The following is a 23,423-nucleotide window of genomic DNA, read 5'->3' on the forward strand; positions in this document are numbered from 1 at the left end:
CGCCACACCTCCCCGGTCATACGGTGTGAACGGGGAGAGGAGCCCACGTGGACTTCGCCGAGTACGTCGCCGCGCGCCGGCCAGCGTTGGTGCGCTGCGCGGTGCTCCTCGGCTGCCCGTCACCTGACGCGGAAGACCTCGTCCAGACCACGTTGACCAAGGCCTTCCGGCACTGGCGGCGCGTGTCGAAGGCGGACCAGCCCGACGCCTACGTCCACCGCATGCTGGTCAACTGCCTGCGCGACGCCCGGGCCCGGCGCTGGGGTGGCGAACTGCCGACCGAACACCTTCCGGAGCCGCCCGCCATGAACACCGATCTGGCCGACGGCTTCGCCGTACGACGGGCGCTGGCGGCAATGAGTCCGCAGCATCGCGAGGTGCTCGTGCTCAGGTTCTACGCCGACCTCTCCGAGCGCGCGGTCGCCGACGCGCTCGGCCTGCCCGCCGGCACTGTGAAGAGCCGGACTTCCCGCGCGCTCAAGGCGCTGGCCGCGGACGAAAACATCGTGAGGAGCATCTGATGTTCGACGAACACGAAGCCCGCAGGCTGCTGGGCCGGGCCGCGGACACGATCGAGGTCTCGTCGGCATTGTCCGCTCCGCCTCCCCCGCGTCGACGTACGGCGCTCATCGCCGCAGCAGCCGTGGCCGCACTGGCCGTCGGCGGCGGCATCGTGGCCAGCCAGCTCGACATCGGAGACGACAATCAGGATCCAACTGCTCCACATGCTGACGGGACCGTGCCGTCCGTGTTCAGCCACTCGGAGGGCTCCGCTCGGGCCTTGCTCAGTGCAGCGGGCTACGACGTCAAGATCGAGGAACGGCACGCATGCACGGAGGCAGGCCGCGCCGAGCAAACTCGCCCTGTCGCCGGCTCACCCCTCCCCGCGCGCTCCGCCGTCACCCTCGTCGTGTCACTCGGCCCTGCGCCGGGTTGGTTGTGCGAATCGATCAGCAACAAGTCCGACTGGGAATTCCTCGACTTCGCGAACGGACGAGGTCCGGCACCGCGCTTCGCCAAGACCGTGACCGTGGTGCTCGATGGCGGGAAGCCCTACACGCTCACATCCGACGAGGCCTCCGACCCGGACGCGTGGGGTGACCCCCTGCCCCTGAAGGTGCTGGCTGACGCCACTCACGAGGTTCAGCAGATCAACGGAACATGGGTCACTCCCGTCCTGGCCGTGACGAACGGGATCCCCAAACTCGACCGGTGCGGAGTCACGCGACCCGCCTTCGTGGGTTTCCGGGAAGCCCGCACGCTCGACATCGAGTTTCTTGTCGACGGCGTCTTCGGCTGTCCGCCGTCCGTCGATGTCTATCGCACGGACGGCTTGATCGACAGCGTGGTGATCCACAACAAGAAGGGGTTCGGCGCCGGCGGTCCGGAGCACGTCGGCGTACCCATCCTGGTCGGCCACACCTACGCCGAAGCCGAGGATCGGCTGCGCAGCCTAGACCTCGTGGCGGAGGCCCGCCAGGTCGCGACCTGCACCGATCGGCCCGGCCGGGTGATCGCCCAGCGCCCTCGCCAGACCAGCAGAGCTGTGCGGGGATCGGCAGTCATGCTCGACGTGGCCAAGGCCCCGGCGTCCGGGTGCGACTACGGCGCAGCGCCCGACATGGAGGACGTCGCCGAACTGTTCGTCAAGTTCGCACGTGGAGAAATCTCATCCCCTCCGGTGGACACGCCCGTCGACCTCTATCTCGGCCACACGCTTCAGAAGACGATCGGTGCTGTCGATGCGAACGACCCCGCGACCTATGACCTCTGCACGGCGTACGCGGGCGTCTCCTGTCCGATGTCTGCGGTGCGCCTGATCTCAGAGCATGCGGGCGGACTGCAGTACGACGCGGCGATTCCGAACCTCTCGTGCCTGGAGACGCTTGGCGAGCTGCCGCCCGGCCTGGACGATCCACGCCGCACGGTTGCGATCTCGCCTCGCGAAGCAGGCGGCTGCGGCGAACAGTGGGTCGTACTCCTCTCGGTCAACGACGTCGGCCAGGTCGGAGCCGTCGACGTCGTCCTTGGCGCGCCCTGACGCCACCGTGACGCCAAGTGATGTCACGATGTCCTTGACTTGGACGTCAGAGTGATGTCATTGTGGTGCGCATGGACATCACGCCGTACGTCGACAGCCTCCGCCGAGACCTCGTGGCCGCGGCCGACACCGGCGACGCCCAGATGAAGGCCGCCGCCGAGCGCCTGGCGATGGCGCTCGACCCGGCCGCCCGACTGGCGCTCATGGAGGCCATCTCCCACGCGGCGAACGAGATCACCTCCGAGATGCCCTCGGGCTCGGTCGACGTTCGCCTCAACGGCCGCGAGCTGGGCTTCGTGATCGACACCCCGGCCGCCGCCCCCGCTCCGCCGCCGCCCCCGGCGCCGCCGGCCCCCGAGGACGTCGAGGAGGACGGCGCGGTCGCCCGCATCACACTCCGCATTCCGGAGTCGGTGAAGGCCAAGGCCGAGGAGAAGGCGGCTCGCGCCGGACACTCGCTCAACACCTGGCTGGTCAACGTGGTCCGCTCAGCGACCAACGACAACGACAACGCGATCAACGTCGACATCGACCTCTCGAGCCTGCCGTTCCTCGGCGGCGACCCGTTCGGGCGAGGCCAGGCTCGCGGCAAGCGCCGCATGTCCGGCTGGGTCTGACCGAAGACCGCAAACCCCATCCAACACCCGCACGCTCCAGCACCCAGGCTGGAGTGGTGGACGAACACACCCTGGAGAGCCCCATGGAACGCACCTTCGCAACGCCCCAGCCCGTCGAGCTGTACGTCGAACTCGGCCGCGGCGCGCTGTCCGTCGCCACCGGTGACGTCACGCAGACCACGGTCACCGTCACCGGCAAGCACGCCGACGAGGTGCTGGTCGAGCAGAACGACACCCTGATCTCGGTCATCGCGCCCCGCGATCGCGCCGGCTTCTTCGGCACCAACGAGGCGCGCCTCGACGTCACGGTCTCCCTGCCCGCCGACTCGCGAGTGATCACCAAGACCGGGTCCGCCGACCAGGTCCTGGAAGGCCGTTACGAGCTCGGCAAGCTCAAGTCCGGGTCGGGCGACATCCGCATCGACGACGTCACCGGGGCACTGGTGGTCAACACCGGATCCGGCGACATCGCGATCGCTTCCTGCGCCGGCGATCTCCGGATCAAGAGCGGCTCGGGCGACGTCCGCGTCGCCCACACGACGGCCTCCGCGGGCGTGTCGACCGGCAGTGGCGACATCACCTTCGAACGGACCGACGCCGACGTGGTCGCGAAGTCCGGCTCCGGCGACCTCGGCATCACGCTGGCCGGCGGTGACGTCACCGCGCAGACCGCCAGCGGCAACGTCACCGTTCGCGAGCTGCGCCGCGGCAGCCTCACCTCGAAGAACGCCTCCGGCAACATCGCGGTCGGCATCCCCGCCGGCATCCCGGTCTGGACCGACGTCAACACCGTCACCGGCCGCATCGCCTCCGACCTTGCCGGTGCCGGTCAGCCCGAGCCCGACCAGGACTACATCGAACTCCGCGCCACCACCGTCAGCGGCGACATCAGCCTCAAGCAGCTGTGATCGCCCACCCTCGCGAAAGGAAGCACCATGACCACGAGCTACGAAACCTCAGAGATGGCCCGCCAGATGATCGAGCAGCGCATCTCCCGGGCATCCGAAGACCGCCTGGCCCACGACCACGTCCGATTCCCCGAACCCCGCCGGCACGCGCTGGCCCGGCGGCTGCGCCGGGTGGCCGACGCGATCGACAACTGAGCGGCCCGACTCAACGAAGACTGAGGGTCAGGAGCGCATGGCGACGCCGCGGCGCCAGTAGCCCATGAACGCCACCTGGTGCCGGTCGATCTCGAGCTCCTTGACCAGGGCACGACGCAGGGTCGTCACGACCTTCGACTCGCCCGCGATCCACGCGTAGATGCCGGCCAGGTCATGACCCACGACCACGGCTGCGTCGTCGAGCTCCTCGCCCGAGGACGAGTACGTCGGGGTCTCCCACAGGTCCGGGTCGACCGCGTCGTCGGTCACCGGCTCGACCACCGGAGGCAGGCCGAAGTGGTCACGCACGGTGGCGATCTGCTTCTGGCCGTGCGGGGCTCCGTCGCGAGGCAGCCAGATCAGCTCGATCCCCTCGGGATGGGCCAGCTCCTGGACGTCACCGGCGACCGGAACCTCGAGGATCGCCGTGCCGATGGCCGTGGCCGGCAGGCCCGCCAGGATCGAGGCGATCGCCGGGACCGCGGTCTCGTCGCCCGCCAGGAACAGGTTGCGTGCCGCACCGGGGTCGAACTCGATGCCACCGAACGGGACACCGCGGCGCGGCGCCAGGATCACCAGGCGGTCACCCACCGTGGCCGTCGCGGCCCACGAGGAGCCCGGACCGGTCGCCCCGTCGGCCAGGTGCAGCACGAAGTCGATGACCAACCGGGTGTCGGCTCCCTGGCCACGCACCTCGCGGACGGTGTAGGTGCGCATGTGTCCGCGCTCCTCGGCGGGGATCTCCATCCACGTCGTGAACCAGGACTCGTCGGCGCCTTCGAACGAGGCCAGGTTGCCGGAGTCGGTGGGAAAGACCAACTTGATCCGCTGGTCGTGGAGCGGACCGTCGACACCGAAGTCGGCCAGCGCCTCGCTGGCCAGCTCGGCACGGACGAAGGTCGGGCTGATCAGCTCGACCGCGGTCACCTCGACCTCGGCAAGGATCATCGGGAGTTCTTGCGTGGCGGTGCTCATGCGAGAGGCGTCCTTCCTGGACGAAGACTAAGTTAGGTGAGCCTAACCTTTATCTCCTCCGGGTGACACCCCGATCCCAGACTTCGGCGTCAGATCTCCGTGCGGTGGAAGTTCTGGAACGAGCGCGAGGGCGTCGGTCCACGCTGGCCCTGGTAGCGCGAGCCGTACTTCTCCGAGCCATAGGGGTGCAGCGACGGTGAGGTCAGCCGGAAGAAGCAGAGCTGGCCGATCTTCATGCCGGGGTAGAGCTTGATCGGCAACGTCGCGACGTTGGCCAGCTCGAGCGTGACGTGACCGCTGAAGCCGGGGTCGACGAAGCCGGCGGTGGCGTGGGTCAGCAGGCCCAGCCGGCCGAGCGACGACTTGCCCTCGACCCGCGCCGCGATGTCGTCGGGCAGGCTGACCACCTCGTACGTCGACCCGAGCACGAACTCACCAGGGTGGAGGATGAACGGGTCATCGCCCTCGGCCTCGATCTCGCGAGTCAGGTCGGACTGGTCGGCCGCCGGGTCGATGTGGGGGTAGCGGTGGTTCTCGAAGACCCGGAAGAACCGGTCGAGGCGGAAGTCGATGCTCGAGGGTTGCACCATCGCCGGGTCGTAGGGCTCGACGGCGATCCGCTTCGCGTCGATCTCGGCCAGGATGTCGCGGTCTGAGAGAAGCACGCCGACAACCTACCCGGCGCAGCCCCGCTGGGGACCCCCCTCCGCCCATCGAGCCACCTCGTTCCATCATGGAGCATGACCTTTCACCGGTACGTCGCCATCGGCGACTCCTTCACCGAAGGGGTCGGCGATCCCGATCCGACCCGTCCCAACGGCCTGCGAGGCTGGGCGGACCTCGTCGCCGAACAGCTCGCCGCGGGCGTCCCCGACTTCGGCTACGCCAACCTGGCGATCCGCGGCCGCAAGCTGGACGGCGTACTCGCCGAGCAGATCGAGCCGGCGGTGGCGATGCGGCCCGACCTGGTGACGATCTATGCCGGCGGCAACGACATGCTCCGCCCGAAGGTCGACCTCAACGGCCTGGTCAGTCGCTACGACGACGGTCTCGGCAAGCTGGCCGCCGACGGCGCCCACCTCGTGATGTGGACCGCGCACGACCCAAGCGCGTCACGGTTCTACGCCCCGCTGCGCGGCCGCTTCGCGATCTACAACGAGCTGATCCGTGAGCTCGCCGAGAAGTACGACGCCACCCTGATCGACTTCTGGCGCATGCGGGAGTACCAGGGCTGGGAGCTCTGGTCCGACGATCGCCTGCACATGAACTCCGCGGGCCATCAGCGCATGGCGATCGCGGTTCTCGACGGGCTCGGCATCGAGCACACGCTCGAGATGCCCGCGGCGGCACCCGCGCGCCCGCCACTACCGCGTCGCGACGCCGTGGCGCAGAACCTCCGGTGGACCAGGGCCGAGGCCCTGCCCTGGGTTCATCGGCGCCTGACCGGGAGGTCCTCGGGAGACACGGTCAACCCTCGACGCCCGGTTCTCGGCCCGGTCGAGTAGCATCTCCCCGTCCGGCTCTGCTCTGCGAGAACGGGCTCACGTGGTTCCACAACGCGTGGCCCCGCCCCACACAGTCCGACCGGACACTGCGGACGTAGCTCAGTTGGTAGAGCGCGACCTTCCCAAGGTCGATGTCGCGAGTTCGAGTCTCGTCGTCCGCTCCACTCCCCCTCCCTACCCACGAGTCGTGGGTTTCCGTGCGTTGAGTCGTGGGTTTCCGTGCGTTGAGTCGTGGGTTTCCGTGCGGCGGCAATCACCAAACCCCCACGTCGAGCGACCAGAACTCACAAGTCGCGACCCCAGAATCAACAACTCGTGAATGACAAGGGTGTGATTCATCGGCGTGTCGCTCTCATGTTTCTTGTGTGACTAGTGGGACACTTGACGATTCGTGTGATCTCTGGGGAGAGTGGGACGCGGCCCACTCCCCCACCCCATCGAGGTCTTCCTCATGAACCGCCGCCGAAGTGCCGCGATCGGCACCTTCGCTCTCGTCCTGGCCAGTTCCGCCTTCCTCTCCGGCGCCAGCGCCTCGTCGACCGCCTCGTCGACCGCTGCGCCGGGCGCTCCCGCCGAACCGGCCCTCCCGGCCAACGCCACCGCCACCCAGGGCCGGGTCACGCCGGCCATGCAGGCCGAGATCGACCGTGTACTCGCCGAGGGGAGCTCCACCTCCGCGCGTCGCAGCGCCGCCACCGAGACGAATGCCTCCGCCCTGGCCACCAGCCAGGTCCGGTGCGCCGACCTCGAGGGCCAGCGCTACTGCCTCGGCACCGGGTGGACCGACCAACCCGAGGCCGACGTGGTGGCCGAGGCCACCGCACAGACCCGCACGCTGCTGACCCGGTCCGCGCCCCGCGAGACCACCGGCGACCTCGACCTCGCCGACGAGCTGCGCCAGCGCGCGTCGATGAGCCCGGCCGCCCGCCGCGAGGTCGAGCGCGCCGAGCTGGTCGAGGCCGCCCGCTCCGTGGCCAAGGTGTGGCTGCTGCGCCACCAGATCCAGGGCACACCGCTCCCGCAGGGCTTCGTCGAGCGCCACCCCGAGATCCGAGCCGGCTCCCTGCCCTCGGCGCGTACGACGACCGACAGCACCACCCTGGCGACCACCGAGTCGGCCACCCGGACCGCCACCAAGACCTCGGCCGACTACCCCGAACGCGACCAGATCCTCTCCTCGAAGCGGGTCGCCGAGCAGACCAGGACCTACTGGTGCGGCCCGACCGCGATGCAGATGATCGGCTGGGGCTGGCGGGGCTACCGCAACACCCAGAACTACTGGGCCACCAAGCTCGGCACGACGCGGAGCGGCACCGCGATCAGCGAGATGGTGCGCGTGACGAACGCGAACACCGGGTTCGACAACCCCCGCCGGGCCGGCGAGTACGTCGTCCTCGACATCGGCAGCTGGACCTGGGGACAGTGGTGGATGCTGCAGATGCGCCACATCCACGACTACCAGGCACCGGTGATCCTGCACCCGATCCTGCTCAAGAAGTTCTACCCCTACCTCGATGACGACGCGAGCGGGCACTTCCAGGTCGGGCGCGGCTACGACAAGAACGGCAACGGCGGCCGTCTGCTCAAATACTTCGAACCGTGGAACCAGCAGCGCTTCGACCCCTCGGAGCCGTTCATCTCGCGCAACCAGACCCGCTACGGCTACCGCTCCTACCGCGCGAACCTGGCCCACTCGATGCACAACATCGGCGTCTGATGCGGGCAGCCGGACTCGCGGTCGTCGTACTCCTCGCAGCGACCCTGACCGCCTGCGGGAGCGACGGCGACGGCACGAAGTCGGTCGCCGACCGGTCGCCCACCCCGAGCCAGGACGGTACGACGACCGCCGGCGGGCCGGTCAGCGCGACCGAGAACCTGCTGGACTGGAAGCCACTGGACTCGGCCGCGGACACCGTCGTCAGCAGCGGTGAGTGGAGCCTCGCCGTGCCGTCGGGGGCAACGGCGGCGATCCTCGACGGGCCGGCGCGGACCAAGGTGGCGGCCGGAGCGGGTCGCAAGATCGTGGACACCTTCCTCACCGACACGACCGCCGTCGTCGTCGCCCAGGACCAGGCCGAGACGCGACCGCAGGTGATCACCGTGGTCGACCTCGCGTCGGGGAAGAAGAGCACCGTCACCGACCCGCCGCCCGGCCCGGGCGGCCCGTTCGCGGTCTCCGGCGCCACGCTGGCCTACGCCACCTACAAGCCCGGCGGCGACTACTGCCTGGCCACGTTCGACCTCGGCTCCGGAAGCGGCGAGAAGGGCTACTGCGCCCCACGACGGCACGGCTTCTCGAACATCGCGGTCACTCCCGCAGGGACCGCGATGATGACCTTCGACGCCGCGCGTCCGGTTGCCTGTCGCACCCTGGTCGACGTGGACGGGGCGGGCGTGACGCCGGTCGAGGGCGTCAGGAAGTGCACGGGGTGGGATGTCGCCGCGACGCCCACCGGCCACATCTGGTCGACGCTCCCCCACGAGAACCGGGTGGAGCTGGGCGACTTCCACGCGTCGGCCGACGGGACGACGTACGACCTCGGGCAGGGGCAGACCGGCACGCTGACCTGGTGCGGCGACTCGGCGTACTTCGCCCGCGACGGCGGCGGCAAGGCCAGGGCGTCGCTCCTGCGCTGGACTCCCGAGGCCACGCTGGAGGTCGTCTACGAGGCGCCCGGTGAGGGCGAGTCGTTCCTGGCCGCGCCGACCTGTGCCGGCACCGTGCTGACCGTCGAGGCCTACGGCGAGGGCGGCGACGAGATCGTGTCGGCTACCGTGCCCGGGTGAGCACCTTCACCGGATTCCCCGAAGCGGCACTGGACTTCTTCGACGATCTCGAGGTCGACAACACCAAGTCGTTCTGGGAGGCGCACAAGGCGGTTCACGCCGAGTCGGTGAAGGCGCCGATGCTGGCGCTGACCGCGGTGCTGGAGCCGGAGTTCGGCGCTGCGAAGGTGTTCCGGCCCTACCGCGACGTTCGGTTCGCCAAGGACAAGACGCCCTACAAGACCCACCAGGGTGCCTTCGTCGGCGTGGCTCCGGCGACCGGGTGGTACGTCGAGATCTCCGCGCGTGGCGTCCGGACCGGCGGCGGGTTCTACGAGGCGAGCTCGCAAAGACTGGCCGCAGTACGAGACGCGATCGATGACGAGCGCACGGGCAAAGAGCTCGAGAAACTCCTTGCCAGGTTGAGGAAACTCGGTTGGAGCGTCGGCGGCGACCGGTTGAAGACCAAGCCTCGCGGCTACGACGCCGACCACCCGCGGATCGACCTGCTGCGACACCGATCACTGACCCTGGGCCGCGACCACGGTTTCGAGCCGATCATCCACACGCCCGAGTTCGCGGACGTCGTCCGTCAGGACTGGCGCGAGCTGCGACCCGTGGTGGAGTGGATCGCAGCTCGCACCGACATCCTGGAGTGACTCAGCGGTACCAGAGGTCGCTGCTGATGATGGTGGCGAGCTGCTCGGAGGTCAGCGGTGGCTCCACGGCCACGATGCCGCCGGAGCCCTTCTCTGCGCCGGTGTTGAGCGCCATCGAGTAGAAGCGGTAGCCGTCGACGCCCCAGAAGGACGCGTCGTTCGAGACCTGGTTGGCCGGCCCCATCCCCTCACCCCACTGAGGGACGCGGCTCTCCTTGCGCAGGTAGGAGCCGTCGTCGGCCTGCTCGCAGCTCGACGACTGCGCGCACTCGGAGTCGATCGTGATCGGCTCGTAGCCCTTGTCGAGCCGCCACTGCGGGTTGTACTGGTCGATGTAGATCGAGACCGACGCGCCGTCGACGGTGAAATTGATGCGGTGCGCCGGGCTCTTCGGGTCTGCTCTGTCAAAGCGCACGCTCAGGCCCGTGACGGCGAGTCCGGCCGGCAGGAGTCGGCGTACGACGGCCTCCATCTGGTCGGTCGGGATCAGTGCGCGCTGGGCCCTCACCTCGGGAGCGGAGGCCACCTGACGGTTCTCGTCGGCGCCGCGGGCACCCCGTGCCGGAGTCGAGGCGTCACCGAACAGCTGGGGTACGACGACCGCGCCGGCACCGATGACGCCAACGGCGGCCACCGACGCGATCGCCGTACCCACCCGTCGGCGCTGCCTACGGGTCCGGCCACGGGCGATGCCACCCGCGACAAGTGTTTCGACGTCCGGGGAGAGGTCGCCGGTCGCCCGGTGCAGCAGGTCCTGGACGCCAGGTTCTTGGTGATTGGTCATGAGGGTTCCTTCAGGGGATGAGCAGATCGGGGAGTGACGTGCCGAGGACGTCCCGGATGCGGGACAGGGCGCGCATGCTGCGATTGCGGACGGCCCCGGGGCTCACGCCGAGCCGGTCGGCCACCTCGGCGACGGAGACGTCGTCGAGGTAGCGCAGCACCAGCACCGCGCGGTCCATCGGGTCGAGCGCATCGAGCGCGGCGGCGAGCGAGAGCCTCAGGCTCGGGTCACCGTCGGGCGTTCCCTGTTCCGGCAGCTCGCCGACGGGCCGCTCGTGCGAGCTGCGCCGGCGCTGGTGGTCGATCCAGGTGTGGACCAGCGCCGTGTGTGCGTAGCCGGCCGGGTTCTCGAGTCGTCGACCGAGCTTCCGGGTCCAGCGCACGTACACCTTGGCGAGGGTGTCCTGGACCAGGTCCTCAGCCCGATGGGCGTCACCGCACAGCAGCCAGGCCGTGCGGTAGAGGTGAGGGGTCCGCAGCACCGCGAACTCCTCGAACTCCTGGTCCTTCGACATGTCACTCCTTCGGACAGTTGGCGTCACCCCTGATGACGCATCGACCTGCCCGATCTGTCACAGACCCCTTTTCTACTCCTTCAGGAGCAGCTACTCCTTGCGGAGCGTCGCCATGGTGCGCTCGACCTCCCAGTGCGCGGCCATCGAGGCGATCAGCCCGTCGTCGGTGAGGCGGTACGTCGCGATCAGGTCGGTGTCGGCGAGCGTGCCGTCCTGCATCCGCGTGCTGAAGGTTCCGATGTTGGCGCAGGCGTTGCCGTTGGCGAACGAGTCGCGGATGGTGAACCGGAACTCGGCGACCGGCGCGATGGCCAGGTCCCAGAAGGCGGCGATCGCCTCCTTGCCGCGGTGCCCCTTGCCCTCCTCGTCGAAGAACGACGGTCCGACCGGGTCTTCGAGGATCGCGTCGTCGGCGAAGAGGGCCAGCCACTCCTCCTTCGCCTTGCGGGAAACGGCGTCGTAGGACCGCTGAGAGAGGCGGCGGGCGGGGTGGTCGCCGTCGGGCGCCTCCCAGGTGATGGCGTCTGACTCGATCATGTCCGGCATCGTACGCCGAAACTGCAACGTGTTCTCGTTTCTGCCCGGCCGTTTCTGCCCGATCGACGGGATGTTTCGTGTCGATCGGGCAAATTCACAGGCGGGCCTGTGAATTTGCCCGGAGCCTCCCGCGCGTTCATCGCGAGGTCGCACGCCCCTGCCAGCGTGAGCGCCATGGCACGCAAGAAGAAGATCCTCCTGCACATCGGCCCGAACCCGTCGCAGGCGACACAGACACATGACTCACTGACGGCCGAGGCCCCGCTCCTCGAGACCATCGGGTACGCCGTCGCGCGCACGACCGCGGACGAGCTGGATGCCGCCGCCCACGAGATGCTCCGCAGCCACAAGGCCGTCGGCCTCAAGCGCAAGGACGTCGAGGGGTCCTGGGCGTCGCTGTGTCGCAGCATCGCGAAGGCCAAGACCGACGCGGTCATCAGCCAGCCCCGCTTCTGCACCGCGGACGACGCGCAGATCGCTCTCATCGTCGACGCGCTCGCCGGTCTCGACGTACACGTCGTGGCGACGCCCGAGGAGGGCGAGGAGCTCGATGACCTGGTGGCCCGCTGGTCGAAGCACCTGAAGCCGGGTCGCACGCACATCGCACCGCTCAGCGCGGACGCGGCGGCCGTCGACCTCGCCGAGGAGCTCGTCGGCATCGCGCTGTGCCTGCAGCAGCGGCAGCTCGACGCGAAGATCACCAAGCTCAAGCAGCGTCGCAAGCTGGTGCGTCAGCGATTGGCCCTGCGCGAGGCCTCCTGAGGTCAGCTCCCCGTGCATTCCTGCCCGATTGACATGAAGTTTCATGTCGATCGGGCAGTTTCACAGGCGGGCCTGGGCGGACCCGCCCTGTGAAACTGCCCCGCCAGGTCAGTGCGGCTGCCAGGCATCCTCGTCGGCGGTGCGCGAGGTGACCGCCTTGGGCAGCTTGCCGGCCGCGAGCTGGGCGATCGAGACCTCTTCGAACACGTCGCGCAGGGAGCGGCGGGCGGCGATCCAGACGTGCTGGAGCACCGAAGCCTGCTCGTTGTAGGTGACCGCCTCGGGGCGCAGGCCGTAGACCGAGACCAGCGGACCGTCGACGGCCCGGATCACGTCGGCGACACTGACGTCTGTGGCCGAACCACTCAGCCGCCAGCCACCCGACTGACCGCGCTGCGAGACCACCACGCCGGCGCGACGGAGGTCGGCGAGGATCGCCTGCAGGAAGCCGTGCGGGATGTCCTGCCGACGCCCGAGCTCCTCGGCACTGACCGGGGAATTGTCGGTGCGCCCCGCCATCTCGATGAGGGCACGCAGGGCGTAGTCGGACTTGGCAGACACTCGCATGGGCCCAGTCTCGCAGATTGTTGAGCGAAGAACTCGACCAACCGCCATGGTGCGTGACGCTTCTCGCCTTGCATCTGGGCCACGGACGATTCATAATTAAGTTACTGACGAGTAGCACGACATGAATCGTCGATTCCCTTCACATGGAAAAGGTGGGTCTGTGAGCCACTACAAGAGCAACCTCCGCGACATCGAGTTCAACCTCTTCGAGGTCCTCGGTCGTGACGAGGTCCTGGGCCAGGGTCCGTTCGCCGATGTCGACTCGGAGACCGCGCGGGCGATCCTCTCCGAGGTCGAGCGCCTCTCCCGCGAGGAGCTCGCCGCGTCGTACGTCGACAGCGACCGGAACCCGCCGGTCTTCGACCCCACGACTAACACGGCACCGATCCCCGAGTCGTTCAAGAAGAGCTACCAGGCCTGGGCCGACGCCGAGTACTGGCGCCTGAGCATCCCTGCCGAGCTCGGCGGAACCCCCGCCCCGTCGACCCTGAACTGGGCGATCGGCGAGATGGTGCTCGGCGCGAACGCCCCGATCTGGATGTACGGCGCCGGCCCGGCCTTCGCCGGCGTGGTGTTCAACAACGGCAACGAGCGTGACAAGAAGATCGCCCAGCACATCGTCGACCGCCAGTGGATCACCACGATGGTGCTCACCGAGCCCGACGCGGGCTCCGACGTGGGCGCCGGCCGCAGCAAGGCCACGCTGAACGACGACGGCTCGTGGAACATCACCGGCGTCAAGCGCTTCATCACCTCGGCCGAGAACGACATGACCGAGAACATCATGCACCTCGTCCTCGCCCGCCCCGAGGGCGTCGAGGGGGTCGGCGGACCGGGCACCAAGGGCCTCTCGCTCTTCCTCGTCCCGAAGTTCCACTTCGACCACGAGACCGGCGAGCTGACCGGCGAGCGCAATGGCGCCTACGTCACCAACGTCGAGCACAAGATGGGCATCAAGGTGTCCAACACCTGCGAGCTCACCTTCGGCGACCCGCAGGTCGGTGGCGGCGAGGCCGCCCAGGGCTGGCTGCTCGGTGAGGTGCACAACGGCATCGCCCAGATGTTCCAGGTCATCGAGAACGCCCGCATGATGGTCGGAACCAAGGCCATCGCCACGCTGTCGACCGGCTACCTCAACGCGCTCGAGTACGCCAAGGAGCGGGTCCAGGGTGCCGACCTGAGCCAGGCGGCCGACAAGACCGCCCCGCGGGTCACGATCACCCACCACCCCGACGTACGCCGGTCGCTGATGACGCAGAAGGCGTTCTCGGAGGCGATGCGTGCGCTGGTGCTCTACACCGCGTCGTACCAGGACCAGGTGATGATCGCCGAGGCGAACGGCGAGGCCGACACGAAGGAGGCCAAGCTGGCCGCCGCGGTCAACGACCTGCTGCTCCCGATCGTCAAGGGCTACGGCTCCGAGCGCTCGTGGGTGCTGCTGGGCACCGAGTCGCTGCAGACCTTCGGTGGCTCGGGCTTCCTCCAGGAGTACCCGATCGAGCAGTACGTGCGTGACGCCAAGATCGACACGCTCTACGAGGGCACCACCGCGATCCAGGGCCAGGACTTCTTCTTCCGGAAGATCGTCAAGGACCAGGGCCGCGCGCTGGGCCACCTGGCCGCCGAGATCGAGTCGTTCATCAAGAACGCCGAGGGTGACGCCGACGGCCGTCTGAAGGTCGAGCGCGAGCTGCTCGCCAAGGCCCTCGAGGACGCCAACGCCATGGTCGGCACGATGATCAACGACCTGATGTCGGCCGACGCGTCGGCCGAGGGCGGCGACCTGCGCAACATCTACAAGGTGGGCCTGAACACCAGCCGCCTGCTGATGGCGCTGGGCGACGTGGTCTGCGGCTGGCTGCTGCTCAAGGGTGCCGAGGTGGCCCTCGGCAAGCTCGCCGGCGAGGTCTCGGAGAAGGACCGCCAGTTCTACACCGGCAAGGTCGCCGCGGCGCAGTTCTTCGCGCAGAACAACCTGCCGAAGCTGACCTCGGAGCGCCTGCTCTCCGAGAACGTCGACCTGTCGCTGATGGACCTCGACGAGGCCGCCTTCTAGAAGGCACCGACCCACCCGGGCACGAATCACAGGGCCGCAGCGAATCCCTTCGCTGCGGCCCTGTCGTGCGTTCCGCGACCCTTCGACTGGTCCGGTGAGGCTGCTTCGGCTCATCGGGGGTACAGAGACGTACGTCGAACAAGGGAGCAACTCATGGGTATCGGCCTCGGAATTGTCCTGTTGGTGATCGGGCTGGTCTTCGCCCTGGGCGCCATCGACCTGCCAGCCAGCATCGATGACGTGGTGGCCAGCGAGACGCTCGGCTGGATCCTCGTCGCGGTGGGAGTCCTGGCCATCGTGCTGGCGCTGGTGATGAACGCCCAGCGCGCGCGCACCACGCACGTCGTCGACGACCGTCGTCCGCCGCCGCAGGTGTGAACCGAGCCGGTCACCGGGTCAGCGGCGGACGGCCTTGATGTTCGACGGGGGCCGCCACGGGCCGGTGAGCTTGACACCCCAGGTGCGGGCATCCGGGTTCACTGCGTTCCACTGGATGGAGTAGGCCACGTCCTGATAGATGCGTACGCCGATGTCGCGCCCGTCGGTGTTCCGCAGGATCTGGTAGCCCCACGACGTACCCCGGGTCGGCCGCCACGCCGTCGCGTTCCTCGACCAGTGCTTCTGCAGATCGGTCACGGCCCGCGACGTCGAACCCCAGCGGGCGATGTTGATGTAGTTGGCCTTGCCGTAGACGCACTGCCATGCCTCGACGTCACCCCCGGTCCAGGTCATGTCCTTGAGGTGGCAGTTCCGGATCGCCTTGCTGGTGGAGAGGCCCTTGAACAGCCAGGTCGCTCCGGTCCACCCGGTCGGCAGCCCACAGGCGTCCTTGGTCGCGGCGGTGGTTCCGTTCCAGCAGGCCCACGGATCCCGCGGGGGCGCCGTCGTGGTCGGCGGGGCCGACGTCGGTGGTTTGGTGGTGGTGGCAGCCGTGGCCGGACGCTTCGTGCGTTGGGGCCTCGGGTTCCGGGTCCGTGACCTCTCGACAGCCACGAGGCCCGGCACGTCCTCAGGTTCGGCGGCACTGCGCGAGGACCATGACGCCGCCGTACGGGTCGAGCCGACCGGGACCAGCACCGGGGGTTCGTTGATCACCTTGGTTGCGGTGCTGGGCGAGCCCGAGCCGCCGGAGAGCGCCTCCTGCCCACCCCCGGACCGGTTTCCGTCCAGGGCTCCGGCCGCGAACAGTGTGCCGAGGAGGACCGCACCGGTGGCAGCGGCCGCGACGACACCGGGCACCCACCGCCGACGGCGCTGCTCCTTGATGTCGAGCGCCGCCCGGTAGGCGGTCGAACCGGGCGGGATCACCGCATCCGGCGCCAGCACCGCGATGCGTTGCAGCTCGACCTGGAAGGCGTGGGCGCTGGCGAGCCGCTTCTGCGGATCCTTGGCCAGCGCCTTGCGCAACAACGCGTTCACAGCCGCGCTGAACTCTCCCTTGCCGGGCAGCTGCGGGATCGGGCCCTGCAGGTGGCCCATGGCCACCTCGACGTCGGTGCCGGCGTACGGCGCCGACCCGGTGAGTGCGTGCCAGAAGAGGCAGCCGGCGGCATAGACGTCGCCCGACGGGCCGGTGTTCTCGCCGCGGTGCCGTTCCGGCGCCATGTAGGGCAGGCTGCCGGCGACCGTTCCGGTGCGAGAGAGATCGGCTCCGGGGGTGGTGGCGATGCCGAAGTCGCACAGGAACGCCTCGAGCTCGCTGCCCCGGCCGCGCAACAGCACGTTGGCCGGTTTGATGTCCCGGTGCACCACACCCACCGCGTGGGCGTCCTCGAGGCCGCGGGCGACCTGGCTGACCACGTCGACGGCCCGCGCCGGCGGCAACGCGCCGTCCTGGGTGATCAGCCGGAGCAGGTCACCGCCCTCGATCAGCTGGGTGACCAGGAACAGGACGCCGTCCTGCTCTCCGAAGTCATGGATGTGCACGATGTGCGCGGAGTCCAGCTTGGCCAAGATGGCCGCCTCGCGTTGGAAGCGGGCCCGAAACTCCGGGTCCGCCGCGAACTGGGGCGCCACCAGCTTGACCGCCACGTCACGGTCCAGCGTGGTGTCGCGAGCCGCGTGGACGACGCCCATGCCGCCCTGACCCAGTGGACGCAGGAGGCGGTAGCGACCGAAGCTCTCACCCGCGACGGGCAGGCGGATCATCCCGAGCACCTCACAGCTGACATGGCTCCTACGACGTCCCCGAGTGTAGGTGGGTTCCCTGGTCGCCGCCCTCTCGGCAGTCCTCGAAGGATATGGGGTCGGGAACCGATGCTGCGGGCGGTGGGTCCCCACCTAAGATGGATGTTGCCCCGGACCCCCTCAGTGAGGCCCTCGTTTGCTCGCGCTCGTCGCTGCCCATTTCATCGTGGCTGCGCTGACCCCTGCCCTGGTCAGGTTCTTGGGCCCGCGCGTCTTCCTGGTGGTCGCCGCGGTGCCGCTCGTCACGTTCGGCTGGGCAGTCGCCATGGCGCCACGGGTCACCGGCGGCGAGGTGCTCACCCAGTCGATCGAGTGGCTGCCCAACCTGCACTTCGACATCACCCTCACCCTCGGTGTCCTGCCATGGCTGATGACGTTGATCGTCAGCGGCATCGGGGTCCTGGTCCTGGTCTACTGCCGGTGGTACTTCGCCGACGACGACCCGTCGTTGGGACAGTTCAGCGGCGTCTTCCTCGCCTTCGCCGGCGCCATGCTCGGGCTGGTGCTCTCCGACGACCTGCTCCTGCTCTACGTCTTCTGGGAGCTGACCACGGTCTTCTCCTACCTGTTGATCGGCAACGACCCCGGCCGGCGGGCCAGCCGGCTCGCGGCCATGCAGGCGTTGATCGTGACGACGCTGGGCGGGCTGGCGATGCTGGTCGGCGTCCTCATGCTGGGGCAGCTCAGCGGCACCCACCTGGCCAGTGAGCTGGTCGCGGATCCGCCGACCGGGGCGGTCGCGACGGTGGCCGTCGTCCTGGTCCTGGTCGGGGCAGTGAGCAAGTCGGCGTTGGTCCCGTTCCACTTCTGGCTGCCGGGCGCGATGGCGGCGCCGACGCCGGTCAGCGCCTACCTCCACGCCGCCTCGATGGTGAAGGCCGGCGTCTTCCTGGTCGCCCTGCTCGCCCCCGGCTTCGCCGACACCCCCGGCTGGCGACCCACCGTGCTCACCCTGGGCGTGCTGACCATGCTGCTCGGTGGGTGGCGGGCGCTGCGGCAGTACGACGTCAAGCTGCTCCTGGCCTACGGCACCGTCAGCCAACTCGGCTTCCTGCTGGTGGTCTTCAGCATCGGCACCCGCCACGCCGCCCTCGCCGGGTTGGCCATGTTGCTGGCGCACGCACTGTTCAAGGCGACCCTGTTCCTCGTGGTCGGCATCATCGACCACAACGCAGGCACCCGCGACCTGCGCGAGCTCTCCGGTGTCGGCGCTCGTCTGCCGGTCGTCTTCGCGGCCTCGGTCGTCGCCGCCGCCTCGATGGCCGGGCTGCCGCCGATGCTCGGCTTCGTCGGCAAGGAGAGCGTCTTCGGTGCCCTGCTCGAGGACGGCAACTGGCTGGTGGTCGCGGGGGTGGTGGCCGGGTCGGCGCTGACCATGGCCTACACGCTGCGGTTCCTGTGGGGTGCGTTCGCCAGCAAGCCGGGCGTCGAGGAGACGCAGGTGGTGCCGGTCGCCCCCGGCTTCGCGGCCTCGCCGGTGATCCTGGCCTCGCTCACTCTCGGCCTGGGCTTCTTCGGACCAACGCTGACCCACGCCTTCGAACCCCACGTGGCCCAATTCCCCGCGAGCCACCACCACGCCGAGCTCGCCCTCTGGCACGGCCTCGAGCTCCCCCTCCTGCTCTCCTTCGTCGCGATCGGTCTGGGCCTGCTGCTGTTCTGGAAGCGGCGTCTCTTCGCGCAGTTCCAGACCCTCGCGTCCTCCACGTGGAGCGCCGAGCGTCTCTACCGCGCGGGCATGCGAGCCGTGGACCGCAGTGCCGTCGAGGTCACCGGCTTCACCCAACGCGGCTCCGTGGCGGCGTACCTCGCGTTCATCCTGCTGGTCGTGCTCGCCCTGCCCGGCACGGTGATGCTGGCGAACCTGGGCACCGACCTCGACGTCGTGCTGTGGGACTCGCCCGCGCAGGGCGTCGTGGGCGCCCTGATCGTGGTCGCGGCGATCTTCACCGCCCGTTCCCGACGTCGACTGCGCGCCGTGATCCTGGTCGGCACCACCGGCTACGGCACCGCACTGCTGTTCCTGCTGCACGGTGCGCCCGACCTGGCGCTGACCCAGATCCTGGTCGAGACCACCAGCCTGGTCGTCTTCGTGCTGGTGCTGCGGCGACTCCCCGAGTACTTCACCGACCGGCCGCTGAGCGGTCGTCGTTGGCTCCGCATGCTGCTCGGTCTCGCCGTCGGACTGGCCGTCGCCGGCTTCATGCTGCTCGCGACGAACGCACGCAGTGCCGACCCGGTCTCGGTCGACTTCCCCGAACCGGCGCTGGCCTACGGCGGCGGGCACAACATCGTCAGCGTGATCCTGCTCGACATCCGCGCCTGGGACACGCTCGGAGAGATCTCGGTGCTGGTCGCCGCCGCCACCGGGGTGGCCAGCCTGATCTTCCTCGACACCCGCCTGTCCGGCATCCGACGCGTGCGCGAGATCCCCTACCCCGAGACCGTCGAGAAGCTGCCCACCGCGGCCGGCCGTCGGGTGTGGCTCCCGGGCCCCCGCACGCTGAGCCCGGACCGCCGGTCGATCATCTTCGAGGTCGTCACCCGGCTGATGTTCCACACCATGGTGGTGCTCTCGATCTACCTGCTCTTCGCCGGCCACAACCACGTCGGTGGCGGCTTCGCGGCCGGCATGGTCACCGGACTCGCCCTGATGGTCCGCTACCTGGCGGGCGGCCGCTACGAGCTCGACGAGGCGGCCCCGGTCGACGCCGGCATCCTGATGGGCACCGGCCTGTTCCTCGCCGCTGCGGCAGCGCTCGCGCCGATCGCCTTCGGCGGCACGGTGCTCCAGAGCGCCCAGGTCGACTTCCACCTCGGGCCGCTCGGCGACCCGCACCTGGTCACCTCGGTCTTCTTCGACCTCGGGGTCTACCTCGTCGTGGTCGGGTTGATCCTCGACCTGCTGCGCACCTTCGGCTCCCGGCTCGACCGGCAGATCCTCCGGGCCGAACGCGAGTCCGATGAGGTCGCCGACCGTACGACGACAGTGGGTGTCACCCAGTGAACGCGAACCTGACCTTGATCCTGACCGCGTCGTTCCTCTGCGGAACCGGCGTCTACCTGATCCTCGAGCGCAGCCTGACCCGGGTCCTGGTCGGGCTGCTGATGCTCGGCAACGGGGTGAACCTGCTGTTCATGGTCGCCGCCGGCCCGGCCGGCGGCCCGCCGATCATCGGCACCACGCCGACCGACGACATGGCCGACCCACTGCCGCAGGCCCTGGTCCTCACCGCGATCGTGATCGCACTCGGCACCACGGCGTTCCTCCTGGCCATGGCCCACCGCAGCTGGCAGCTCAACGGGCACGACGACGTCCAGGACGACGTCGAGGACGCCGCGATCCGGTCGCTCGCCCAGGCCGACGAGGCCTCCGACAGCCACGACCTCTCCCACGAGCAGACCACGGACGACCCCGGCGACGAGGACCAGTTCGAGGAAGAGGGTGCTCCCTCGTGAACATGACCACGCTGGTGCCACTGCCCGTCGTCCTCCCCCTGCTCGGGGCCGGCGCCGCCCTGATGCTCTCCCACCGACCGCGCGCGCAGCGCCTCGTGACCATCGCCATCCTCAGCGCGGTGGTCATGGTCGCCGCGATCCTCGTCGTCGAGGCCGACCGCAACGGGCCCCAGGTCCTCTGGATCGGCGGATGGGCCTCGCCACTCGGCATTGCCCTGGTGGCCGACCGGCTCTCGGCCCTGATGCTGCTGGTCTCCGCGGTCGTCACCCTGCTGGTGCTGCTCTACTCCCTCGGCCAACGGATGACCGGCGACGAGACCGAGGCACCCCTGTCGATCTACCACCCGACCTTCCTGGTGCTGGTGGCCGGCGTCTCCAACGCTTTCCTGGCAGGTGACCTGTTCAACCTGTTCGTGTCGTTCGAGATGCTGCTCTTCGCCAGCTACGTGCTGCTGACCCTGGGTGGCACCGAGGCGCGCATCCGGGCCGGCACGATCTACGTCGTGGTCAACATGCTCTCCTCGAGCCTGTTCCTGATCGCCCTGGCCGCGGTCTACTCGGCCACCGGCAGCCTCAACTTCGCCCAGCTCGCGACCCGTCTCGATGAGCTGCCCGACGGCACCGCGTTGATGTTGCAGCTCCTGCTGCTGACCACGTTCGCGATCAAGGCGGCCATCTTCCCGCTGTCGTTCTGGCTGCCGGACAGCTATCCGACGGCACCCGCGCCGGTCACCGCCGTGTTCGCGGGGTTGCTGACCAAGGTCGGCGTGTACGCCATTCTGCGGGTGCAGGTGCTGCTGTTCCCCGACTCGCCGCTGTCCGACCTGCTGCTGTGGGCGGCCCTGCTGACCATGCTGGTCGGCATCCTGGGCGCGGTCGCCCAGTCCGACATCAAGCGCATGCTCTCGTTCACCCTGGTCAGCCACATCGGCTACATGGTCTTCGGCATCGGCCTGGCCACCGAGGCCGGCATCTCCGGCGCGATCTTCTACGTCGCCCACCACATCACCATCCAGACCGCGTTGTTCCTGGTCGTGGGACTGATCGAACGCCGCGCCGGCAGCACCAGCCTGATCCGCATCGGTGGCCTGGCCCGGTTGTCCCCCGTGCTGGCACTGCTCTTCTTCGTGCCCGCGATGAACCTGGCCGGCATCCCACCGATGTCGGGGTTCCTCGGCAAGGTCGGGCTGCTCCAGGCCGGCATCGAGGTCGGCACGCCGATGGCCTACACGCTGGTCGCCGCCGGCGTGGTGACCAGCCTGCTGACGCTCTACGCCATCGCGAAGACCTGGGGGCTCGCCTTCTGGCGCACGCCGGAGCAGGCGCACGAGATGATGCGCGCGCTGCCCGCGCTCGAGGACGACCTCGACGACAGTCATCACCGACAGGGATTCACCATCCACGGCCAGCACGTCCACATGGGTGGCACCGCGTTCGGCACTCGCGAGCTCGCCGAGGCCCGACGCGTGGTCGACGAGGACCAACCCGATCGTGACCTGCACCAGCGTCTCGACGACGGATCGCTGCCGACCCGACTGCCGCTCGGCATGGTCGTGCCGACCGCCGTCCTGATCGGCTTCAGTCTGGTGCTGACCCTGGTCGCCGGCCCCCTGTTCGGGTTCACCGACCGGGCCGCGCACGACCTGCAGGAACGGACGCCGTACATCTCGGCCGTGCTGGGGGACAACGGATGAGCCCGCAGCGGATGCCCCGCCACCGCACCCTCCAGTGGCCGATGCTGGTGTGGCTGACCCTGGTCTGGTTGATGTTGTGGCGCGACTTCACCCTGGGCAACGCAGTCTCCGGATTCCTGGTCGCCCTCGGCGTGTGCCTGTTCTTCCCGCTGCCCCCGTTGCGCATGCACCTGCGGGTGCGCCCGGTCGCGCTGGTGTGGCTGCTGGTCCGGTTCCTGTGGGACGTCGTGGTCTCCAGCCTGCTCGTCGCGAAGGCGACGCTGGGGCCGACGAAGAACCTGCGCAACGCCGTGGTCGAGGTGAACCTGAAGACACCGTCGGACTTCGTGCTCACCGTCGTCGCCGAGATGATCTGCCTGATCCCGGGCAGCCTCGCCGTCGAGGCTCGGCGCTCCACCCACACCGTGTTCTTCCATGCCTTCGACGTGCGCGACGAGGCCGGCGTGGAGATCTTCCGGCAACGGGTGCTGGCCCAGGAGCGTCGCGTGGTGAGGGCCTTCGGCACGCACATCGCCCACCTCGAGGAGGCGTCGTCATGACCGTCGTGCTCTACCTCTGCGCCGGCATGCTGGGCCTGGCCGCACTTCTGCTGCTGGCCCGGATGACGATGGGGCCGACGATGCTCGACCGCACCGTCGCCCTCGACGTGCTCACCGCGGTCGGCATCTGCGCCCTGGCCCTGGAGGCGGCGCTGCACCGCAACACGACGACCCTGCCGATCCTGCTGGTGCTCACCCTGCTCGGCTTCGTGGGCTCGGTGAGCATCGCCCGGTTCAGCCGCGGCAGCGACGACATCGAAGCGGAGGACAGCGAGTCGTGAACTGGACCACCGTGGCCGACGTGATCGCCGCCGCCTGCATGCTCAGCGGAGCGACGCTGGCGCTGATCGCGGCGATCGGCGTCCTGCGCCTGCCCGACCTGCTCAGCCGGATGCATGCCGCCACCAAGCCCCAGGTGCTCGGCCTGCTCCTGGTGCTGACCGGCCTCGGTTTCCGGCTGCGCGACCCCGAGGCGATCGGCGTCCTGGTGCTGGTCGGGTTGTTCCAGCTGTTCACCTCGCCGGTGGCCAACCACATGGTCGGCCGAGCCTCGTTCCGCGCCGGCCAGGTCGACCACGACCGCCTGATCGTGGACGAGCTCAGCGACTGCCTGCCGCAGATGGAGGAACCCCGCGGCGCCCCCTGATCCACGAGTTGT

At 69.1% G+C, this 23,423-nt stretch carries 25 protein-coding genes and 1 tRNA gene; 19 read left to right on the top strand and 7 right to left on the bottom strand.

The features are described from left to right. The first annotated feature begins 47 nt into the window (after window positions 1-47). The 5 genes from NJ4_RS07190 to NJ4_RS25575 all read left to right on the top strand — a co-directional run bounded on the left by NJ4_RS07190 (window position 48) and on the right by NJ4_RS25575 (window position 3,761). Window positions 48-521 (top strand): SigE family RNA polymerase sigma factor, encoded by a 474-nt coding sequence (locus NJ4_RS07190; protein WP_067432307.1) that lies wholly within the window; start codon window positions 48-50, stop codon window positions 519-521. Then, a complete protein-coding gene (locus NJ4_RS07195; RefSeq protein WP_067432310.1) occupies window positions 521-2,041 on the top strand; it encodes a PASTA domain-containing protein in 1,521 nt (506 codons plus the stop codon). Before NJ4_RS07190 ends, NJ4_RS07195 begins: the two co-directional genes overlap by 1 nt. Window positions 2,042-2,112: 71 nt before the next feature. Then, window positions 2,113-2,658 carry a toxin-antitoxin system HicB family antitoxin gene (locus NJ4_RS07200; RefSeq protein WP_067432313.1) on the top strand — a complete coding sequence of 182 codons (546 nt, stop codon included), beginning with the start codon at window positions 2,113-2,115 and terminating at the stop codon, window positions 2,656-2,658. 83 nt (window positions 2,659-2,741) lie between these two features. After that, on the top strand, window positions 2,742-3,566 hold the full coding sequence (locus NJ4_RS07205; RefSeq protein ID WP_067432314.1) for a DUF4097 family beta strand repeat-containing protein: 825 nt from the start codon (window positions 2,742-2,744) through the stop codon (window positions 3,564-3,566). A gap of 27 nt (window positions 3,567-3,593) precedes the next feature. Continuing rightward, entirely contained in the window at window positions 3,594-3,761 is a 168-nt protein-coding gene (locus NJ4_RS25575) for a hypothetical protein (RefSeq protein ID WP_157550876.1), read from the top strand. A gap of 27 nt (window positions 3,762-3,788) precedes the next feature. Here the strand turns inward: NJ4_RS25575 and NJ4_RS07210 are convergent, their stop codons facing one another. Both NJ4_RS07210 and dcd read right to left on the bottom strand, forming a co-directional pair. Beyond that, on the bottom strand, window positions 3,789-4,736 hold the full coding sequence (locus NJ4_RS07210) for a siderophore-interacting protein (RefSeq protein ID WP_245644495.1): 948 nt from the start codon (window positions 4,734-4,736) through the stop codon (window positions 3,789-3,791). Window positions 4,737-4,825: 89 nt separating this feature from the next. Continuing rightward, entirely contained in the window at window positions 4,826-5,401 is a 576-nt protein-coding gene (dcd, locus tag NJ4_RS07215; RefSeq protein WP_067432316.1) for a dCTP deaminase, read from the bottom strand. Between the two features lie 75 nt (window positions 5,402-5,476). Here dcd and NJ4_RS07220 point away from each other — a divergent pair, with 75 nt between their 5' ends. The 5 genes from NJ4_RS07220 to NJ4_RS07240 all read left to right on the top strand — a co-directional run bounded on the left by NJ4_RS07220 (window position 5,477) and on the right by NJ4_RS07240 (window position 9,666). Then, complete coding sequence (locus NJ4_RS07220) at window positions 5,477-6,241, top strand: SGNH/GDSL hydrolase family protein (RefSeq protein WP_067432318.1); 765 nt, start codon at window positions 5,477-5,479, stop codon at window positions 6,239-6,241. 88 nt (window positions 6,242-6,329) lie between these two features. Next, a tRNA-Gly gene (locus tag NJ4_RS07225) sits at window positions 6,330-6,405 on the top strand. A gap of 287 nt (window positions 6,406-6,692) precedes the next feature. Beyond that, entirely contained in the window at window positions 6,693-7,958 is a 1,266-nt protein-coding gene (locus tag NJ4_RS07230) for a C39 family peptidase (RefSeq protein ID WP_067432321.1), read from the top strand. Continuing rightward, complete coding sequence (locus NJ4_RS07235; RefSeq protein ID WP_067432323.1) at window positions 7,958-9,028, top strand: hypothetical protein; 1,071 nt, start codon at window positions 7,958-7,960, stop codon at window positions 9,026-9,028. The genes NJ4_RS07230 and NJ4_RS07235 overlap by 1 nt, the downstream gene beginning before the upstream one ends. Beyond that, on the top strand, window positions 9,025-9,666 hold the full coding sequence (locus NJ4_RS07240) for a DUF2461 domain-containing protein (RefSeq protein ID WP_067432326.1): 642 nt from the start codon (window positions 9,025-9,027) through the stop codon (window positions 9,664-9,666). Before NJ4_RS07235 ends, NJ4_RS07240 begins: the two co-directional genes overlap by 4 nt. Before the next feature lies 1 nt (window position 9,667). On the opposite strand, the gene NJ4_RS07245 is transcribed toward NJ4_RS07240, so the two are convergent. The 3 genes from NJ4_RS07245 to NJ4_RS07255 all read right to left on the bottom strand — a co-directional run bounded on the left by NJ4_RS07245 (window position 9,668) and on the right by NJ4_RS07255 (window position 11,501). Continuing rightward, window positions 9,668-10,450, bottom strand: a complete 783-nt coding sequence (locus NJ4_RS07245) for a hypothetical protein (protein WP_067432329.1) — start codon at window positions 10,448-10,450, stop codon at window positions 9,668-9,670. 10 nt (window positions 10,451-10,460) lie between these two features. Next, window positions 10,461-10,964: a SigE family RNA polymerase sigma factor gene (locus NJ4_RS07250; protein WP_056683310.1), complete on the bottom strand. Its 504-nt coding sequence runs from the start codon at window positions 10,962-10,964 to the stop codon at window positions 10,461-10,463. Window positions 10,965-11,054: 90 nt separating this feature from the next. Further along, window positions 11,055-11,501: a nuclear transport factor 2 family protein gene (locus NJ4_RS07255; protein WP_067432525.1), complete on the bottom strand. Its 447-nt coding sequence runs from the start codon at window positions 11,499-11,501 to the stop codon at window positions 11,055-11,057. A gap of 174 nt (window positions 11,502-11,675) precedes the next feature. Between NJ4_RS07255 and NJ4_RS07260 the strand changes: the two genes are divergently transcribed. After that, window positions 11,676-12,263: a hypothetical protein gene (locus tag NJ4_RS07260; RefSeq protein WP_067432332.1), complete on the top strand. Its 588-nt coding sequence runs from the start codon at window positions 11,676-11,678 to the stop codon at window positions 12,261-12,263. Between the two features lie 108 nt (window positions 12,264-12,371). On the opposite strand, the gene NJ4_RS07265 is transcribed toward NJ4_RS07260, so the two are convergent. Beyond that, window positions 12,372-12,830, bottom strand: coding sequence for an RrF2 family transcriptional regulator (locus NJ4_RS07265; protein ID WP_067432335.1), 459 nt, complete (start codon window positions 12,828-12,830; stop codon window positions 12,372-12,374). Between the two features lie 160 nt (window positions 12,831-12,990). On the opposite strand from NJ4_RS07265, the gene NJ4_RS07270 reads away from it, so the two are divergent. Both NJ4_RS07270 and NJ4_RS07275 read left to right on the top strand, forming a co-directional pair. Next, a complete protein-coding gene (locus tag NJ4_RS07270) occupies window positions 12,991-14,886 on the top strand; it encodes an acyl-CoA dehydrogenase (protein WP_067432338.1) in 1,896 nt (631 codons plus the stop codon). A 153-nt stretch (window positions 14,887-15,039) separates the two neighbouring features. Continuing rightward, window positions 15,040-15,264, top strand: coding sequence for a DUF6458 family protein (locus NJ4_RS07275; protein ID WP_067432341.1), 225 nt, complete (start codon window positions 15,040-15,042; stop codon window positions 15,262-15,264). Window positions 15,265-15,282: 18 nt separating this feature from the next. Here the strand turns inward: NJ4_RS07275 and NJ4_RS07280 are convergent, their stop codons facing one another. Then, complete coding sequence (locus NJ4_RS07280; RefSeq protein ID WP_157550879.1) at window positions 15,283-17,034, bottom strand: serine/threonine-protein kinase; 1,752 nt, start codon at window positions 17,032-17,034, stop codon at window positions 15,283-15,285. A 175-nt stretch (window positions 17,035-17,209) separates the two neighbouring features. Between NJ4_RS07280 and NJ4_RS07285 the strand changes: the two genes are divergently transcribed. From NJ4_RS07285 to mnhG, 6 genes are read left to right on the top strand one after another with little or no spacing between them, the layout of a single operon-like run. Beyond that, on the top strand, window positions 17,210-20,080 hold the full coding sequence (locus tag NJ4_RS07285; RefSeq protein ID WP_067432347.1) for a Na+/H+ antiporter subunit A: 2,871 nt from the start codon (window positions 17,210-17,212) through the stop codon (window positions 20,078-20,080). Further along, window positions 20,077-20,532 (top strand): Na(+)/H(+) antiporter subunit C, encoded by a 456-nt coding sequence (locus NJ4_RS07290; protein ID WP_067432350.1) that lies wholly within the window; start codon window positions 20,077-20,079, stop codon window positions 20,530-20,532. The genes NJ4_RS07285 and NJ4_RS07290 overlap by 4 nt, the downstream gene beginning before the upstream one ends. 2 nt (window positions 20,533-20,534) lie before the next feature. Beyond that, on the top strand, window positions 20,535-22,226 hold the full coding sequence (locus NJ4_RS07295; protein ID WP_067432353.1) for a Na+/H+ antiporter subunit D: 1,692 nt from the start codon (window positions 20,535-20,537) through the stop codon (window positions 22,224-22,226). Continuing rightward, window positions 22,223-22,765 carry a Na+/H+ antiporter subunit E gene (locus tag NJ4_RS07300; RefSeq protein ID WP_067432356.1) on the top strand — a complete coding sequence of 181 codons (543 nt, stop codon included), beginning with the start codon at window positions 22,223-22,225 and terminating at the stop codon, window positions 22,763-22,765. The genes NJ4_RS07295 and NJ4_RS07300 overlap by 4 nt, the downstream gene beginning before the upstream one ends. Beyond that, entirely contained in the window at window positions 22,762-23,046 is a 285-nt protein-coding gene (locus NJ4_RS07305; RefSeq protein ID WP_067432359.1) for a monovalent cation/H+ antiporter complex subunit F, read from the top strand. Before NJ4_RS07300 ends, NJ4_RS07305 begins: the two co-directional genes overlap by 4 nt. After that, the gene (gene mnhG / locus NJ4_RS07310) at window positions 23,043-23,411 is read left to right on the top strand and encodes a monovalent cation/H(+) antiporter subunit G (RefSeq protein ID WP_082748269.1); all 369 of its coding nucleotides are present in this window, start codon (window positions 23,043-23,045) and stop codon (window positions 23,409-23,411) included. Before NJ4_RS07305 ends, mnhG begins: the two co-directional genes overlap by 4 nt. Window positions 23,412-23,423: the final 12 nt, after the last annotated feature.

Origin of the sequence: Nocardioides jensenii JCM 1364 = NBRC 14755 (assembly GCF_001552535.1) — a bacterium.
GTDB lineage: Bacteria > Actinomycetota > Actinomycetes > Propionibacteriales > Nocardioidaceae > Nocardioides > Nocardioides jensenii.

What these genes read in the sequence shown, in the direction of transcription:
- NJ4_RS07195 (WP_067432310.1), top strand. Translation starts at nt 521, where the DNA reads ATGTTCGACGAACACGAAGCCCGCAGGCTGCTGGGCCGGGCCGCGGAC.
- NJ4_RS07200 (WP_067432313.1), top strand. Translation starts at nt 2,113, where the DNA reads ATGGACATCACGCCGTACGTCGACAGCCTCCGCCGAGACCTCGTGGCC.
- NJ4_RS07205 (WP_067432314.1), top strand. Translation starts at nt 2,742, where the DNA reads ATGGAACGCACCTTCGCAACGCCCCAGCCCGTCGAGCTGTACGTCGAA.
- NJ4_RS25575 (WP_157550876.1), top strand. Translation starts at nt 3,594, where the DNA reads ATGACCACGAGCTACGAAACCTCAGAGATGGCCCGCCAGATGATCGAG.
- NJ4_RS07210 (WP_245644495.1), bottom strand. Translation starts at nt 4,736, where the DNA reads ATGAGCACCGCCACGCAAGAACTCCCGATGATCCTTGCCGAGGTCGAG.
- NJ4_RS07220 (WP_067432318.1), top strand. Translation starts at nt 5,477, where the DNA reads ATGACCTTTCACCGGTACGTCGCCATCGGCGACTCCTTCACCGAAGGG.
- NJ4_RS07230 (WP_067432321.1), top strand. Translation starts at nt 6,693, where the DNA reads ATGAACCGCCGCCGAAGTGCCGCGATCGGCACCTTCGCTCTCGTCCTG.
- NJ4_RS07235 (WP_067432323.1), top strand. Translation starts at nt 7,958, where the DNA reads ATGCGGGCAGCCGGACTCGCGGTCGTCGTACTCCTCGCAGCGACCCTG.
- NJ4_RS07245 (WP_067432329.1), bottom strand. Translation starts at nt 10,450, where the DNA reads ATGACCAATCACCAAGAACCTGGCGTCCAGGACCTGCTGCACCGGGCG.
- NJ4_RS07250 (WP_056683310.1), bottom strand. Translation starts at nt 10,964, where the DNA reads ATGTCGAAGGACCAGGAGTTCGAGGAGTTCGCGGTGCTGCGGACCCCT.
- NJ4_RS07255 (WP_067432525.1), bottom strand. Translation starts at nt 11,501, where the DNA reads ATGATCGAGTCAGACGCCATCACCTGGGAGGCGCCCGACGGCGACCAC.
- NJ4_RS07260 (WP_067432332.1), top strand. Translation starts at nt 11,676, where the DNA reads ATGGCACGCAAGAAGAAGATCCTCCTGCACATCGGCCCGAACCCGTCG.
- NJ4_RS07265 (WP_067432335.1), bottom strand. Translation starts at nt 12,830, where the DNA reads ATGCGAGTGTCTGCCAAGTCCGACTACGCCCTGCGTGCCCTCATCGAG.
- NJ4_RS07275 (WP_067432341.1), top strand. Translation starts at nt 15,040, where the DNA reads ATGGGTATCGGCCTCGGAATTGTCCTGTTGGTGATCGGGCTGGTCTTC.
- NJ4_RS07280 (WP_157550879.1), bottom strand. Translation starts at nt 17,034, where the DNA reads ATGATCCGCCTGCCCGTCGCGGGTGAGAGCTTCGGTCGCTACCGCCTC.
- NJ4_RS07295 (WP_067432353.1), top strand. Translation starts at nt 20,535, where the DNA reads ATGACCACGCTGGTGCCACTGCCCGTCGTCCTCCCCCTGCTCGGGGCC.
- NJ4_RS07300 (WP_067432356.1), top strand. Translation starts at nt 22,223, where the DNA reads ATGAGCCCGCAGCGGATGCCCCGCCACCGCACCCTCCAGTGGCCGATG.
- NJ4_RS07305 (WP_067432359.1), top strand. Translation starts at nt 22,762, where the DNA reads ATGACCGTCGTGCTCTACCTCTGCGCCGGCATGCTGGGCCTGGCCGCA.